The following is a 17,346-nucleotide window of genomic DNA, read 5'->3' as shown; positions in this document are numbered from 1 at the left end:
ATACAATGTTGGAGATAGAGATTTGATCAAGAAGATTATTTATGAGAATCTCTATTAAATCTTTCTGCTGAGGTAATCTTCTATTTTCTTCCAGAGTTCAGTTATTATTTTTTTGGCTTTACTATCCTTTTCATAGATGACCACAGGTTTTCCCATTTTTAAGGATTCTACAACCACTGGATCAAAGGGTATCTCTCCAAGAAATATGGCGCCTTCTTCTATTGATTTTCTTTTTATTTTTTCTGACATTTCAGGGTTCAAGTCAGATTTGTTTATTATAATGAATGGTTTTATTTTAAAGTGGTGGAACAATTCCATCAATCTCTCTAAGTCTGAGAGTCCAGATTCTGTGGGTTCAGTAACCCCAACTGCATATTTTAATCCAGAGAGGGTGGAATTTACAGGGCAGCCAATCCCTGGAGGTCCATCTACTATGATATAGTCCACTTTTTCTTTCTGTGCATAGTATCTTGCAACATTTCTTATTATTGCCACAAGTTTTCCAGAATTTTCCTCTCCAACACCTAAAATACCATGAACCATTTTTCCATAAGGTGTTTCTGATACAAAATACTCACCAGCTTTATTCTCTCTCATCTCTATTACTTTAACTGGGCATTGAGTAAAACAGACCTCACAACCTTCACACAGGGCAGTATCCACAACATAATCTGGTGAGATTGCATCAAATCTACAGACATCTATACAAACTCCACATTCTATGCACGAATCTTTATTTATGTAAGCTTTTTTCATGCCAAAGAAGTCCTTTTTGATATTAACCTTTGGTTTTAAAAGGAGGTGTAAATCAGGTGCATCAACATCACAATCTGCGATTATCTTATTCTTTGCAAGAACCGAGAAAGATGCAGATACAGTAGTTTTCCCTGTTCCTCCCTTTCCACTCACTATGGCAAGTTCAATCATTTACTTCCTCCAGAATTTGGTTGTATAGGTTTAGGAATATATCTTCCCACTCTTTATCAATTTCAGATAGAGTTTTTCCCTTTGAGTAGCTTTCAGCTATTCTTCTTTCAAAAGGAATTTTTAACAAAACTTTAATGTTTTCTTTTTTAAGATACTCATAAAGTTCATCAAATCCTTCCATTTCTTTATTAATAATTACTCCAAATTTCTTGTTTAAACCTTTAACCACTCCCACTGCAATTCTTAGGTCAAAAAGACCAAAGGGTGTAGGTTCGGTAATGAGTATTATGTAATCTCCACCTTTTGATGCCTCAACCATTGGACAGGAAGCTCCTGGGGGTGAGTCATATATTAGTATCTCTCCATCTCTTATATCTTCCAGGGATTTTTTCTTTACAATTCTTATGGCACTTGTTGTTGTAACTTCTGATATATTTAATTTCCCTTCAAAGAACTTTAAATTTTCTCTTTTCCCATATGTCAGAGTTCCTATTTCTCTTGGCACTTCAAACATCGCTTTTTCAGGACAATTCAGTACGCAGTTACCACAACTCTTACAGAGTTCAGGAAAAATCTTAACCTCATTGTTAAAGGAAAGGACCGCTATTGCATTGTAGGCACAGACCTCCTGACATACACCGCAGAAGTTACACTTGTCATAATCCACCTTTGGAAAAGGAAGAGTTATAGGCTCTTTTTTTTGTATATCAGGTTTGATGAAAATATATCCATTAGGCTCTTCTACATCAAGGTCTATGTAGGTTGTTGGGTATTTTTTGGATAAAGAAAGGGCAAGGGAAGTGGAAATTAGAGTTTTCCCTGTTCCTCCCTTGCCCGATGTGACTGTAATTTTCATCTATTTTCTTTAATCTCTTTTAAGAGTTTCTTTATCTCTTCAATCTCTTTTTTTAGATCATCCAGTTCATTTTTAAGAGAATGAATTTCATGTGCAGGGGGAACTGGTGGGGGTCCCATGGGTTCAATCCTTCTTGGAGCTTCATAGGATGGTTGCGCACCACTTTTTGCCATCTCTACAGCATCTTTTACTTTTGTACCAGGGGGAACTCTTATCAATTCAATTCCTGCACTGGATAAAATTCCTGCACTATTGGGACCAAAGTCACCACTTACGATTTTTCTTACACCCTTACTGATAATAAACTGAGCTGCTTGAATACCTGCTCCCTGTGCTGCCATGGCAAACTGATTTGGGATAGCTTCAAAGTCCATGGTGTCAGTTTCAACAATTATAAAGTATGCACATCTCCCAAATCTTGGATCAATCTCTGACTCAAGAGTCTTTCCTGTTGATGTTATTGCTATTCTCATAGTTATCTCCTTTTTAGTTCTTCTATTAGTTTTTTAATTGTATTAATTTCTCCTTTTAAATTTTGTATTTCATTTCTTATATTATCTATGTCAGGTGAATAAGATTCATAGTATGGTGAATATGAATACCTATAATAGCTGGATGGGTAGTATCCATAGCCGTAGTAAGGATAACTCCATCTCCAGCCTCTGGGAAGTCCTGTCCAGGGGCAATAGCCAAGGGTTGCTCCCCATCCAAATCCTCTTCCAAATCTCCAGCCTCTACCGAAGCCTCCACCAAATCTCCACATTGTCTCTCACCTCCTTTCTACTATCAGTATAATAAATTGAAAAAAATTGTCAATATTTGTTCCTTTCCAAAAGTTTCCTTATTATAAAGGAAGCAACATCAATTCCCTTTGTTCCTCTTCCAAAGGCAGCATCAATTCCACACTCCTCCTTTATCTCATCTGATAGTTGAGTTCCTCCTCCAATTATCAATAGTTTATCCCTCACACCTTTCTCTATTGCTATTTGGTTTAATTTTTTGAGGTTAATCCTGTGCACATTACCATGAGTTACTGTGGTTGAGGCAAGGACTACCTTTGCTCCTACTTCAATTGCAGCATCAATAACCTTTTTAGGAGGAACACTTGTTCCAAGATATATCACTTTAAATCCCCATTTCTCAATTCCTCCATGCTTTATATCAATTATCTCCTTAAGACCCACATTGTGTTCATCCTCGCCAAGAGTTGCAGCAACACACTTTATTCCGCCAAGTTCCTTAACCTTTTCTCTTATAACTTCATCTGAAAGGGGTTTTATTTTTTCTTTCACCTTTATCTCACTTTCCCTTATAAAGAATGGAACCTCTCCTTTGACCTCTATGTAGCTTCCCTCTGCTGGATGAAGGACCTGTTCATGGACAACTTCAACATTTTTCAATCCAAGCCTTTTTGCAATCTCCTCTGCTGCATAAGGTGCTTTTTCAGAGTCAATGGGGATAAACATTGATAAAAGAATGATTCCATCATTCTTCCACTGGACCTCTGGTCTAAAAAGTCCTTCTTTTTCGTACTTCTCCTGTTCTTTAAGCCTTATGTTTACATTATCTGTTGGATCAAGTTCATCAATGTAAACTATTTTCTCCCTTTTACAGAGGGTACAACCATTTATCAAATCACATGGTTTCTCAATCCCTTCTGGTAAATTGTTGTAGCCAAAATGATGACAGACTGGAGCAAGATAATCTTCCTCCCTTTTAACAACAGTTCCTGCCTCATCTCCCTCATCTATTGGCCTTTTTATTCCATCTCCTACTCTCTCTGGATACATACCTGAATCAACAAAAAAACCTTCTTCCAATGCTTTGAAGTATCCACCAATCTCAATAATTTCCTCAAGGAAGAGTACAGCTCTTTCAATGAGCTCCCTAACCTTTTTCTTCATGTATCCATTCTCTCTTATCTTTAAAACTTTCTTTATTCCATCTGAAGCAATGAGAGTTTGCTTTGCAGTATTTATTGCATTAATTGAGTTGTAATGCCATGGAACATTTCTTCCCTCATCTGGTGTTATGGTGGATTGTACATCTACAGATGTTAACCTTGATATAAGTGTATTTAATGTGTGATTTACAGTTGCCTCTCTTGTATCAGACTCAATGTATTTTGTGTTCATTTGAGCTCTAAATCTGAAACCCTTAAATACCTTCCTTAAGGCTACAGCATAGGGTATATCCAGTCTTAATGAGGGCCATGGAGGAGCATCTGGTGGAACTGTGGAGAGTGCAATTAATTCTTTCTTCATTCCTACCTTCAGAGAGAAAAGAGAATTTATTGCATGCTGCACAAATAGTTCTGGCATGACTTTAAAACCATACTTTGCAGTTGCATTTGCGTTGTGGGCACCATCAATCTGTAGCATATTTGCGCTTGCCATTATTCTTTTTGCTACTGCGGCATCAACAAAGGATCTAACTGGATTTATATTCCTGTAGAGGATGTTGTATTGTGGGTCTTGATGGGCACCATTAACCCCTTCCTCTGCAAACAAAACTGCAATCTCTGGACCTGCAATGCCAGAAACATAGGAGTGAAAATTTATAGGTCTTCCAACCTCATCTTCTATTAAATCAAGTGCCTTCCTTGTTGCTCTTATCTGTTTTCTTGTAATGGGTATTCCTCCCACACCTTCGGGGGTGCCTTCAATAAGTCCATCAAAATGACTCTGACCAAGAGTTCTTATCACCATTATATGATCTGCACCATGCCATGCAGCCATCCTCATCCTTCTTATATCATCCTCAAACCTCCCAGAGGCAATTTCTACTGTTACAATGCAGTCAGGTTGAGGATCTATATAATCCATCTGGCGTGAAGCTGGAAGGGGTATACTTTTCTTTAGTGGTTTACTTGTTTCAAAGTATGTGTGCATCCCTATCTTTTGCTCTGGAATTTTCTCTCTCCATGTCCATCCATACCTTCTCGGTTTGTAATTTTCAAGACCCTTTAATATTTCTCTTATATCAATTTTTTTGTCTGGCTTTAGTTTCATATCTCCTCCGATAGTATTTAGTTATCTTATCCCAGCCAATCCCCTCTGATAATTCTTTTCCTGCCTTTAGATAATCCTTTTTACTTAATTCAGAATAGAGAAGAACAATTCTTCCAGCACCATGTCCAAGAAGATTCTCCTTTACCATTCTTTCAACTATCTTTTTTGCTTCAATACTTGAAAATCCCATACGGAGTAGGACACTTCTCTCAATGGAGGGAGAGGTGTGGGTTCTTGCAAGTTCAACAAGTGGATCAACAATTTTTTCTGTAAGTTTCCAGAAATACTTTATTAATTCCTCTTCGTTCATGTTCTTTAGATGTTCTCTTCTTTTCTCGTAATCATCTTTTCTATGCATTTATCTTTACTCCTTTCTCAGAGAGGAGTTTTTCAACAAAATCTTCCTTATCTTTCACCTCTTCCTTTAAAAACCCTAGCTCTTTGGATGAGATTTCATCTATTCCTTTCAATCTATGCTTAAGATAGGACCTTTTAATATCTTCCATTGGGTATTCCTCAAAACCAAGTTCTTTCACATCCTCTGGAATAACAATTTTCTTTCCAGGAATGTTATCTCTTGGATTTCCAATACTTACCTCAATTCCCATCTTTTCAGCAAAGGTTAGTTGAGCAAAGGGATGTTTTCCAGCGCCTGTGTATTCTGTTTCCTGAACCACTATTATTTTGTCCTCGGGAAGTTCTCTTGCAAAAGGTATTGCTGCTGAGAGAGATGTATTTCCGGCAGGTCCTCTCTCTATTCCCTCAATCTGTGCTAAAAGAATTGTTGTGTAAAAGACCTCTCCTTGAGAGACAAGGAGGTATCTGTCCATATATCTAAGCGGTCTTGCTGCATTTATTGGTACATCCACTCTATCTGGATTTATTGCAAAGGGTACACCAAAACCTGTATGACCGGTTGTAAAAGATTTCCTATTGAAGTCATGATCGCTTGCCATATGAAGTCCTCTTAAGTCCACTGAAACTCCGATAACCTTTGTATCTTTACACCCTGCCTCTATCAGACCTCTTGCAGTTCCTGTTACATTTCCACCCCCTGCATGAGTTACAAGAACATAGTCTGGACATTTTCCATATCTTTCCTTCACCTCAATGCCTATCTCATAACCCAATGTTTCAATCCCTTTTATTCCATAAGGAGTGTAGAGTGATGCGTTAAAATAACCAGTTTCGTCAAGGAGGACAAGAGCCCAATAGAATAGTTCTGGTCCAACAGTGAGTTGCCACACTTCTGCTCCATAAGCTTCACACTTCCTTCCCTTCTCCAGTATTTCAGGTTGACCAATTCCTTTTGAGTCAAATACCTCTTGAACAATTATACATTTCAAATTTCTCTGTGCCGCCTGAGATGCAACTGCAGCTCCATAGTTTCCACTTGTCTCTGCAATAACACCTTCATAACCCTTTTTCTTTGCCTCATACACCGATAGAGCAGCTCTTCTTGATTTAAAGGATCCTGAGGCGTTTGCTGCTTCATCTTTCAAAAGAATCTTTGCTCCAAAACCCTTTCTTGATATTTTTTTAATAATCCTGTTCAAATTTTTCAATTCATACAATGGTGTATTACCTACCTTTGTTTCCTTGAGTATCTTTCCCGCATCTTCTATAGAGTATCCAATGGAACTCATCAATTCCTCATAGTCAATCCCAATTTTTCCAAATCTGAATTTCTCGTAGTCAAGTCCTCCAAGACATTTCTTCATAATTTCTGGACTTTTTCTCATAAACTCTTCAACTTTCCCCATTCTTCTCCTCCAGATATTTTTCTCTAATCTTCTTCCCGATATCAATCAATTCTCTTATTGGTTTACCAAAGTTGTGCCTGTAAGGGGGTGAAACTGAGATAAGAATTCCCTTTACTTTTCTTCCAATGGGTGTTTCAATTTCAACACTATCTCCAATGTTTGCATCATGTAGTAAGTATCCTCTCACCTTTGCTTCAAAGGGAAGGTTTTTTGTGTCTTCTGGTAAATGTTCAGCCCTTTCCTCTGGTTTAAGTAAAACCAGTTTTATTTCAACATATTCTCCTTTTCTTGCCATATCCCCTCCTTTTTCTTTTTTCACCTCTACCAGTATATAAAAAAGAAATCAGCCTGTCAAACAGGCTGATAGTGAAATCTTTGAATATTAAATTTTAAAAAACTTAAATTATGGATTTAAACCTCAACTATGCTGCTAAATCTTCTCCTCCATCTACCCTTATTACATTCCCCGTCATCCAGTATAGATTTTTATCTGTTAAAGCAGCTATAGCTTTTCCAATATCTTCTGGAGTTGTAAGTCTCTTACTTGGATTTTTAATCTTTGCAAGTTTTATAAGTTCTTCATTGCCGGGAATCTTTCTTAATGCTGGAGTGTCTGTAACTCCAGCTTTTATTGCGTTGGCAGTTATACCGAATGGTGCGAGTTCATAGGCAAGCTGTCTTATGTAGGATTCTATGGCAGCCTTTGCTGCTGAAACTGCCCCATAGTATGGGAATACCCTTTCATCTCCAGAGCTTACCATGGCAAAGATCCTTCCTCCATTTTTAAATAGACCTCTGTAAAATATCTCTTGAACCCAATAAACAAGCTGGTTTGCCATAACATCAAGTGTCATCTCAAGTTGCTTTTGAGTTAAAGCTTCCTCTTTTTTCTCAGCTATTAGTTTTCTCAGTGTTCCAAAGGCGAGGGAATGCATCACTACAAAAATGGAGTTCTCCTCACTATCATTTTTGAATCTCTCCTCAATTCTATCCAATACATACTTTCTGTTGTTTGGGTCCGCTGCGTTGAGATTAAAAAATTCTAATTCCACCCCCTGCTCTTTTATTCTGTTCATCACTTCCTCTACCTTCGGTATGTTTGCCTTTCTATCAAAATGCACACCAAAAATGTTGAATCCCTTTTTTGCAAGCTCAATACTTGTAGCAGCACCGAAACCACTGGAAGAACCAAGAATAAGCGCCCACTCCTTCATATGCACCTCCTTTCTCTAAAATAAAAGAGACTTTTTGAGCGAGACTTGTTACACCTTAGGGTTTTCTTCTCCTAAGGAAAGGAGGAAACATTCCTCTCCTTGAAGGTTCTGATTGGTTTTTAATCGTTGAAGCTTCATTGTGTTGAGATTTAAAGAGTAGAGGAGTGATGAAGAAGTAGATGAGAAAGATAAGGATCAATATTAGAACCTCTCTCCTTTTAAGACCATAAAGGACTGATATGCCAAAGATAATTAGAATAATTGACCATATGTAAAAGATGTCCACCCTACTTAGAAGAGCAAAAAGGTATGGTGAAGCTTTATCTGATAGAATTACTGAGATACCTCTTCCTCTACCAGGAAGACCTACTATCGCTCTTATGAGAAGGATGAGAGAGTTAGGAAGATAACCGTAGAGAATTACAGAAAAAAGATTTTTATATTTTTCTCTTTTACCTAAAATAAGAATTGCTATTACAAAAACAATCCAAAGGAAGAGGAGTTCAAAAAGTACACCTATAATAGATGCAAAGCTTGATATAAATATTAGGAGTCCCTTATTTACCGGGATGTTTAATTTTGCTGACATCATACTAACACTTCTTAATGTGGATATAACTTGAACAGTAATAATTGTAATAAGCGGATACAGGTAATCAGGTTTGTCTTTAACTCTTTCAAAGACTCTTCTTGGTCTTATAAAGATGTAGATAAGGTTTAGTAAATCCTTCATATTTTCCTCCTTTACTCATATCTTAGCGCTTCAACAGGTTTTAAGTTTGCTGCTCTATAGGATGGGACTAATCCTGCGATGAGGCCCACCACTGTTGCAAACACTATAGCGAAAATTATGAGCCACAAGGGAGCAGAGACTTTAAGAGTTGCACCAGATAACATGGTTGATGAGAAGAGGGTTATAAGACTGTTTAGTAAGAAAGAAAGGAGGATTCCACCTATTCCACCAAGAAAACCTAAAGCAGCTGCTTCAGAGAGAAACATCCAGAGTATATCTGTATTTGACGCTCCGATTGCCTTCATTATTCCAATCTGTCTTGTTCTTTCATATATGGACATTGTCATTGTATTTACAATACCTATTCCTGCAACGAGGAGTGATATACCTGCAATTCCTGCAAGTATAAATTGTAAAATCTTAAAGACAGTGGAGATTGAATTGATAATGCTCTGGATAGAGAATACAACAAATCCCATGTCTTCTATCTTTTCAGTAACTTTATTTACAGTGTCAACATCCTTTACCTTTACAATAACCCTGTTGTATCCAGTAATTTCTGGTTTTATTGTTCTTCCTGTTCTCCATTCATTTACACTTATCACGGTATTAATAGGTGCATACACGCTGTAATCATCCTGCGTCCCTTTTTCTTTTAATACTCCTACAATCCTGAAGATATAGGTTTTCTTTTCCATTTTTTCATTAACTATTCTTTTGACTGTAACCTTGAACATTTTTCCTAAGGGATTTATCGTTTCTGATTTACCAGTTTTTGGATTGTAGAAGGTCTCTCCAAATTTAGATCCAACCACCACTGCATATCTATCACTTTTTGTAATATACCTTCCCTTTTCAAGTTCTCCAGCTATCTTCTCTATCTCCTTTGGCTCAATTCCTGTAAAACTTACACTGCTTTCAAGTCTTCCCACCTTTACAATCACATCAGGAAAGGTGTACACAGGAGAGAGAGCCTCTATGCCTTCAATTTTCCTAATCTTGTCAATTGCATCTTCATCAAGTATCTTTATCTCTTCTGTTTTTCTTGGAGCAAACGGGCCTAACCTTAAGTTACTTGGATAGACACTAATGATAGTTAAATCTCCTACAGATTCAAACTGGGATGTTACACTTGTTTGCATGGCAATTCCAATAGATACAAGGGTTATTATTGCAGCAACACCAATTAGAACCCCCAACGATGTAAGAGTAGTTCTTGTCTTTGATCTCTTTAGATTTCTAACCACAATGGAAACTGTGTCTGAGAATCTCATTTTTATTTACCCAAACCAAGAAGTGAAAGGATAAATCTCCATATTTTTTGCCAGAAGGTCAATTTCTCCTCCTCTTTTTCCTCTTCAATTTGTTTCTTTACAACAGTAATCTTCAGGGGTTTTCTCTCCTTATGAATCTCGTTGGAATCATCTACATACTGCACAACTATCTCTCCCTCATATGTTCCTGGCTCTTTTATATTTCCCTCAAACTCATATGTATCAAAATTCCCAACATCAAGGGTTCCTATGTAGTAATCTCCACCTTTTATGGGTAAACCTTTTAAGAATACAACTATTCCCTTTACAGGGAAATTTCCTGTATTTCCTATATCACAGGAGATAACAAAATTCTCACCCTCTTTGACTTCGTCTGGATAAACAAGGTTAAATATTGAAATGAGAGGTTTTCTTAAGATTGTAACACCAATTGAAGCTGTAGTCTCATATCTATTTCCGTCTTTATCCTCATAATTTATGGTTAGTATTAGATTGTAGGCACCAGAATCTGCATCTGGAGATACAGAGAAAGAATAGATGGAGTTTATTCCACTGCCCGAAGACAGTTTTAGATATGTATTAATGTTGGAACTGTTGAGAGGAGAAAAGGGAAACAGGTTATTTGAACCTTCAACCCTGTCTATCTTTAATGTTATGTTATACGCTGTCTCCTTTGAGAAATTTAATACAGAGACACTTACCTTAATATTTCCTCCAGGAGTTACTTCGTATGGCACCACGCTAAAGGATGAAATAGATAGAGTAAGATTCTTTTGTGGCTCTTTTCTTGAGACTACAACACCTATTCTCTGTTCTTCCTTATAAAGTGTTGTATTTTCATATGTAATTTGTGTGAGGAAATTATAAACTCCTTCCTTTGCGTCATCTGCCACAGAGAAAGTTATACTCTTTGTGATTTCATTATCAGGTTCAATGGTTCCAAAGTAGATTGTGCTTCCTTTCTGGATAGGAGAGAATGGCGATAAATCATTGTTCATTCCTACACCTACAAATTCAAATTTAGTATTTTTAGCATCACTTTCTCCATTGTTGAGGAGGGTTATTTTAACATTGATCTTCTCTCCGGGTAATGCAACTTTCGGTTCCATAGAAATATCTTTAATTATAATGTTAGGTTCATCCTTTTCCTCCTTTTCTGAAACATAAATTCCCACCTTTTCAACCCTTGTATATTCTTTCAGGGAAAGGTCCTTAAAATAGATATTAAAAAGCAGATTGTAAGTTCTACTGGCAGCATCTTCATCAATATGAAGACTAAATACTACTTCCTTCTCATCTTTTGGGGTTATATCCCCTATATAAATAGTGCCTCCTCCTTCTACTAAAGAAAAGGGATACAATGAGTTTGTGCCTTCTATATTTTGAAGTGAAATTCTTACATCTTTTGCAGAACTCTCTCCAAAATTTTTAATACTTAAGGTAAGCTTGAAGTCATCACCTTGAATGAGCTTCTCTTTATCTATAGAAAACCTTGATAGGTAAACATCTGGTAGTTTTGATGTAATAAGTATGCCCACATTTTTCGTCTCCTTAAATGAATTACCCTCACTATCTTCGTATTCTATCTGAAAAACAATATTGTACAATGATGGTTCTACCTTCTTATCACTTCCAAAAACAAGGGTCTTCTCCACAGTATCACCATGCTCAAGTTTTTCTATATATATTGTACCTTCCTTTATAGGGGAGAAATATCTGAGGGAACCACTTCCCTCTATGTTTGATGGCGTTATTCTAATGTTTTTTGCATCTTTGTTCCCAAGATTTGAGATTCTAAAGGATATACTAAAACTTTCTCCGGGAAGAATTATTTCGGGATCAACTCTAAAGGATAGTATCTCAATATCTGGCTTGTTTGTTTTTTCACTCACCTTTATACCCACGATTTCTTGATCCTTATAAGTTACATGATTATTATCCTCATAGGAGAACTCTATAATAAAATTGTAGTTTCCACTTTTTATATTCTCATCAACAAGAAATTTCAAACTTACATTCTCTTCTCCATCTGCCTTTATTAAGTTTATATATGAGACATTTCCTCCACCATAAGGAGAAAAGAACATTAACGAGTTGCTTCCTTCAATCTTTGAAATTTCTACTCTAACATTGTTTGCGTCTTTTCCACCTATATTTTTAATTTTTAAATTTAGAGAGAAAATATCACCACCTTCTATATCCTTTGGTTCTGTCTCAAATGAATCTACTGTTAGAAGAGGTCTATTCTCAATGGATGGAGGAGAGACATCGATGCTTATAATTTCCTCTTCGGAGTATCCTCTCCTTCCCTCACTAAACCAGCTAACCATAATGTGAATTCTATAGATTCCTGTCTGTGCCAGTGGATCAACAAAAAACTCAAAATCTACCTTACTCTCATCAAGTGGCTCTATTTCTTCAATTTTTCTTGTATCTGTCTTATTCTTTGGATAGAAGGGTCCAAGATCATTTCTTCCCTCAACATTACTTACCTTTACAGTGATGTTCTCTGCTTTATCCTCACTGCTATTATTCTTTAGGGTAAGAGTTAATGTGAAATTTCCTCCTGGGTATATCTTTTCGGGATTTAACTTATAGCTGGATACCTCAATCTGTGGTTCAGAGTAAACCACGGAAATACCCATAATTAAACTCAAGATAATTGATAAAAGAATCAGTTTTTTCATTGTTTCCTCCTTAAAATTTCTATGTTTTCTATTTTTCCATCTCTTATATGTATAATCCTATCACCGAAATGCGCAACTTCAGGGTCATGAGTAACCATTACAATGGTTTTCCCAAAATCCCTGTTTACCTTTACTATCTCCTCCATAATTCTTCTTCCCGTTTTTGTATCAAGATTACCAGTTGGTTCATCAGCAAGAATTATCTCTGGATTATTTGCAAGGGCTCTTGCTATGCTGACTCTTTGTTGTTCACCTCCAGAGAGTTCACTTGGTCTGTGATGAAGTCTATCTCCAAGTCCTAAAGAGTGAAGAAGTTTTTCTGCTCTCCTCTTTCTTTCGTTCGGAGGGATATTATAAAATATCATGGGTAATTCCACATTCTCAATGGCTGTTAAAGTGGGTATTAAGTTGTAAGCTTGGAATACAAAACCAACATTTTTTCTCCTGAATATTGCGAGTTGGTTCTCATTTAAAGTTGAGAGATCTATTCCATTTATTAGAACTCTACCACCTGTAGGTTTTTGAAGTCCACCGATGAGATTGAGAAGTGTAGATTTTCCACTTCCAGAAGGTCCCATAATTACTGCAAACTCACCCCTTTTTATTTTTAAGTTAACTCCTCTTAATGCCGGAACAACCACTTTTCCAAGTAAATACTCCTCGGTAAGATTCTCTGTTATTATCACATATTCTTCCATATCACTTCCTTTCATAAATCTCAAACTAATATACAAAAAAATAATCCTTTTGTTTCAAATATTGAACATTGTTCACTATATAAGTATACTAAATTTTTGGAAATTTGTTTTAATTTATGGGGTAAATATTATTGTTATCTTCCTCTCTGCTCCATTCCATAAAACCTCTGCTCCAAAGGTTTCAGCCACAAACCTAAGTGGCACAAATGTTCTTCCATTTACAATCTTTGGAGCAACATCAAGTGTTATTCTTTCTCCATTAACAATAGCTATCTTACTTCCAATTTGAAGAACAATACTTATCTTCTTTGACTCAAGGTTTATAATAACTGTTTTTGTTTCACCAATCCAATCAACTTTGGCACCAAAACTTTCCGCTATGAATCTAATTGGAACAAGGGTTCTTCCATTTTCAATGAATGGAGGTGCATCAAGTAGGTAATCTTTTTCATTCATCTTTGCTTTTTTCTTTCCAATCCAGAGTTCTATTACAACTTTTCTTCCTTTCTCATATATAACTCTTCTTTTAACCTCTGCTGTATTCCCTGCAGAATCGTATGCCTTAACATCTATGATATTTTCACCCGGTTTGAGTTTAACAATCTTTGCAAATATTCCACTGCTTGATACAAGAACCTCCTCTCCATTTATCTCCACAGTGGCATCGCTTGAAGTTTTGCCTTTTACCATAATTGAATCTCTGTCTGTTTTGTAGTTATCTGGTATATCAACTTCAAGGGGAAGAGCTGGCTGTGTCAGTTTCTTTGTTAGATCATACTCAAGATAGTAGAAGGGTTCGTCATCGTTGGGATAGTAATCCCAGTTTTTATCCTCCTCTTCATACCAATAACCAACCCCAACCCAGTAGTTAAACTTGTCTGGATTACCAATTAAGATTCTTGGAAAACTCAACTCAACAATATTGGAATTTTTCTCTATCTTAAAGGTTTCAATCTCTTGATAATCCTGCCATCCATCGCTTGTGTATATGGCAACATAACACTTCATAATTCCTTCCTGATCTGGATAAACAGAGATAAAGAAATCCTCCCCCATTCCTTCTTCAAATCCAGTGTCAGGGTTCTGATCTGCATCTATGTCAATCTCAAAGAATACTCCATCTTTGAATGGATCTTCCCACCCTCTGTATGTTGTTATCTTGAAATAGACATTGGTTTCATCATGCATCATATACACATCTTTTAAGTCAAATTTTGTTCCTTCATCTATATCTCTACATTGATGTACCCATCCCTTCTTTCCAACAATCTGGTAAGTTGCAAAGTAGGAATTGTTTGGTGCCTGATCCACTATTGGAAATCTCTCTGGATCATTACTTGCTCCAACCCAGAAGTTTACAACTTTGGGATTTCCGATGGAATTCAAATTCACAGATAGTATTGCATAGTTCTTCCCAGATTCAAGTTCAAATTCAGATAGAGGACCAACCTCTCTCCAATCATTGTTCTCCCATCTGTAAAGAATTCCTGAAACATTTCCATACATGCCTCCAACAAATAGAGTATAGTCTTCTCCATTTCCTCCGTTTGGATAGAGGGGAACTCCTGTATTTGGATTGTTGTCCACATCCATCCTAACAATAAATCCAGTTCTTCTTGGATTCTCTATCCTGTTGTATGTTTCAACTTTAAAGTAAATTTTTCCATTTCCAACTTTTACATAAACCTTGCTTATATCAACTGGTTTGTTTACCCCTCTTGGAGATACAACGATAAGTTCCCAATCTATTGATGTCTCCCTCTTCACTTTAAACTTCCAGACATAATCTCTGTCAAGATTCTTTCCACTCTTGGATGTGATATCTTTTGTAAGATGGACTTCATAGGTTGCTCCTTCTTCAAGGGAAGAGGAAGGTGTAAAAATGGCTTTTCTTAAGGATTCATCGTAATTGATATCTCCCGCTACCCTTCTTGTTCCTTTAAGAATAAAGAATGTTTCCTCATTCAGCGTTTCCTTAATAACATCATCTGAAAAGGTTACATAGATAGATACATTTGAATCTACACTCATATCCTCCTTTGGGAAGTAATCTAAAACCCTAAGGGTTTTAGAGATTTCCTTGAAGGTAAATTTCTCATAGTATCCCTGATTATCATTGGGATAGTAATCAAATTCATCATTAATTGCATCGTATATTCCAACCCAGTAGTTAAAACTGCTAAGTTCAAAATACTTCCTTGAAATGGTGAATGTGGCAACATTTGAGTTTTCCTCTATTGAGCAATTCAATACATCTTCAACATGCTTCCATGTTTTCGTCTCCCCGTCCCATCTGTTTATATCATGGTAAAATTCTCCCTCGTATGTTCCAATCCATACAACATAATCTTCTCCATTTCCTTTATCACTCTCCCCTTTACCTGTGTTTGGATTCATATCCACATCCAGAAAGAGTTTTATGGCAAAGTCTGTTTCAGGGTCTCCCCATTTTCTGTACGAAGTTACCTTAAATGTTATTGTATTTTTGTCATACTTTATGTATAGAGACTTGAGGTCTATATTGTATCCCTCATCTTTATCTGTCCATTGGAGAACAAATCCTTCTTCTCCCTCTCCAACCGTGGTGAATTTGAACTTGTAATCATTTAACATGGAATTTCCATCTCTATCTCTTACACTCCCTTTAACGATCACTGTATATGTGGTTCCCTTGGTTAAAGGAGAGAGTGGCGTGAAGTATGCTGTAAAATCTGTATCGTCATATTCAACTCTTCCTCTAATGTTCTCTCCGTTCTTTAAAACAATGAATGTATTTTCATTTATTGATTCTTCATCCATGCTTCTATCAAATTTAACACTTATTCTGATGTTTGGTGGAACATCTGTTGCTCCATCTTGGGGATCTGTTGAAATTATCTGGGGAGATGTATGTTTTTCTTCAAGGGTGTATAAACCAACAAGTGGGTCTCCAAAAAGATTCATATCATAAATGTTGTGAACAAGGGTCTTTTGAATTGATGGATATTGATTGTAGAAACTATCTGCATACCACTCAATTGCTTTATTTATAGCATCTCCTTCAGGTTCTCCCTTTGAGAGGGACTTTAACATAATTGCTCTCAATGCGTAATGGGATGGATTCTCTTCAAAGGAGTAGTGGGCAAGATTTGGGAAGAACCATCCTGTTCTTGAATTTCCTATAAATGAAACACCACCGTTTCTTACAATGTTTTTTCCAAGGCTGTCTCTATCTGGATAAAGGTTCAGACATGAACCAGATACAAATATGGCTGGATATGTGTCATCAAAGTATCTTGCTACCTCATTAGATATAAATGTATCCCATTTAAATTCATCTCTATCAGGCTGATCGTTTCTATTGTAATCTCCAACCCATATTTTTCTTCCAGTAGCATTCCATGCTCCATGTGCCTCCCATTGGATAAGACCGGGCTTATAATTTTTCTGATACATTACAAAGTTTTGTGCGTTTATCTCATCATCGGCAAGATCTGATACAAGAGAAGGTTTTATACCTGAAAGCTCATAAAGGCCTTTATTTGTAAAACCTTTATCTTTAAAGTAGAGGTCAAAAATCCTTTGATTTATCTCACCTCCATCAGTGTCATCCTTCCATTTTCCATCTTCATCTTTCATGGATAACCAAGCTCCAAGGGAAAGGACTTTTTTCTTTCTCTCTTCTTCAGATTTATCCATGAATCTTCTTGTTTTTTCAAGAACATTCCTTATGTCAGATAGATTATCAAAGGGTATCCTTCCAACACTTACCTCTGGGTGAAAATCCAGATCGTCTTCTCCTGGAACTCCAAAATATCCATCACCGTTGGAATCCCAATCACCTGTTAGGTCTCTGTAATAGAAATCTGTGGGAATGTTTGAGTTTTCCTCGTCTCCCTCCTCTCCTGTGTACATATATCTCATAGGAATGGAGTCAAGGGAGCCAATAAGAAGAACATACTTTATGCCACTACTTTCATACTCCTTCTTTATAAAGTTTCTTATACTCTCCGCATCATCCACTCCTGTATCTGGAATTTGAGAAAGTGCCACTACTTTTGTTTTTATTCCTCTTGACTCAAGAAATTCTTTATGTTCCTCAGCAAGTTTCTTTGCTCTGTCTATAGTTATTATTAAATAATCATAAGTTGAATTTGAAATGGAATCAGAATAAAAGGAGTTAAAGGAATAATAATTTAAAAAA

Annotated in this window: 13 protein-coding genes and 1 pseudogene; all 14 read right to left on the bottom strand. The window is 36.5% G+C overall.

Going from position 1 to position 17,346, the window contains the following annotated elements; all coding sequences use genetic code 11:
* Window positions 1–54: 54 nt before the first annotated feature.
* Complete coding sequence (locus J7J33_03020) at window positions 55–927, bottom strand: ATP-binding protein (protein MCD6168262.1); 873 nt, start codon at window positions 925–927, stop codon at window positions 55–57.
* Complete coding sequence (locus tag J7J33_03015; GenBank protein MCD6168261.1) at window positions 920–1,783, bottom strand: ATP-binding protein; 864 nt, start codon at window positions 1,781–1,783, stop codon at window positions 920–922. The genes J7J33_03020 and J7J33_03015 overlap by 8 nt, the downstream gene beginning before the upstream one ends.
* Window positions 1,780–2,256, bottom strand: a complete 477-nt coding sequence (locus J7J33_03010) for a dinitrogenase iron-molybdenum cofactor biosynthesis protein (GenBank protein ID MCD6168260.1) — start codon at window positions 2,254–2,256, stop codon at window positions 1,780–1,782. Before J7J33_03010 ends, J7J33_03015 begins: the two co-directional genes overlap by 4 nt.
* A 191-nt stretch (window positions 2,257–2,447) precedes the next feature.
* A pseudogene (locus tag J7J33_03005) lies at window positions 2,448–2,534 on the bottom strand (dinitrogenase iron-molybdenum cofactor).
* A gap of 61 nt (window positions 2,535–2,595) precedes the next feature.
* Window positions 2,596–4,794, bottom strand: coding sequence for a cobalamin-dependent protein (locus J7J33_03000; GenBank protein MCD6168259.1), 2,199 nt, complete (start codon window positions 4,792–4,794; stop codon window positions 2,596–2,598).
* On the bottom strand, window positions 4,766–5,152 hold the full coding sequence (locus tag J7J33_02995) for an ornithine aminomutase subunit alpha (protein ID MCD6168258.1): 387 nt from the start codon (window positions 5,150–5,152) through the stop codon (window positions 4,766–4,768). Before J7J33_02995 ends, J7J33_03000 begins: the two co-directional genes overlap by 29 nt.
* On the bottom strand, window positions 5,145–6,557 hold the full coding sequence (locus J7J33_02990) for a PLP-dependent lyase/thiolase (protein ID MCD6168257.1): 1,413 nt from the start codon (window positions 6,555–6,557) through the stop codon (window positions 5,145–5,147). Before J7J33_02990 ends, J7J33_02995 begins: the two co-directional genes overlap by 8 nt.
* Window positions 6,544–6,852, bottom strand: a complete 309-nt coding sequence (locus tag J7J33_02985; protein ID MCD6168256.1) for a 2-amino-4-ketopentanoate thiolase — start codon at window positions 6,850–6,852, stop codon at window positions 6,544–6,546. The genes J7J33_02990 and J7J33_02985 overlap by 14 nt, the downstream gene beginning before the upstream one ends.
* A 127-nt stretch (window positions 6,853–6,979) precedes the next feature.
* Complete coding sequence (locus J7J33_02980) at window positions 6,980–7,771, bottom strand: SDR family oxidoreductase (GenBank protein MCD6168255.1); 792 nt, start codon at window positions 7,769–7,771, stop codon at window positions 6,980–6,982.
* 55 nt (window positions 7,772–7,826) lie between these two features.
* Window positions 7,827–8,504, bottom strand: coding sequence for a YIP1 family protein (locus tag J7J33_02975; protein MCD6168254.1), 678 nt, complete (start codon window positions 8,502–8,504; stop codon window positions 7,827–7,829).
* 11 nt (window positions 8,505–8,515) lie between these two features.
* The gene (locus J7J33_02970) at window positions 8,516–9,778 is read right to left on the bottom strand and encodes an ABC transporter permease (GenBank protein MCD6168253.1); all 1,263 of its coding nucleotides are present in this window, start codon (window positions 9,776–9,778) and stop codon (window positions 8,516–8,518) included.
* 2 nt (window positions 9,779–9,780) lie between these two features.
* Window positions 9,781–12,465 carry a hypothetical protein gene (locus J7J33_02965; protein ID MCD6168252.1) on the bottom strand — a complete coding sequence of 895 codons (2,685 nt, stop codon included), beginning with the start codon at window positions 12,463–12,465 and terminating at the stop codon, window positions 9,781–9,783.
* Window positions 12,462–13,163 (bottom strand): ABC transporter ATP-binding protein, encoded by a 702-nt coding sequence (locus J7J33_02960; GenBank protein MCD6168251.1) that lies wholly within the window; start codon window positions 13,161–13,163, stop codon window positions 12,462–12,464. Before J7J33_02960 ends, J7J33_02965 begins: the two co-directional genes overlap by 4 nt.
* 114 nt (window positions 13,164–13,277) lie before the next feature.
* Window positions 13,278–17,346, bottom strand: a 4,069-nt coding sequence (locus J7J33_02955; protein ID MCD6168250.1) for an Ig-like domain-containing protein, incomplete at its 5' end; no start/stop codon positions are given.

The organism is Caldisericia bacterium, from assembly GCA_021158845.1.
In the GTDB taxonomy this organism is placed as follows: Bacteria; Caldisericota; Caldisericia; order B22-G15; family B22-G15; genus B22-G15.
Note: the sequence above shows the minus strand (reverse complement) of the source record. Positions and strands in the feature narration are given on the sequence as shown.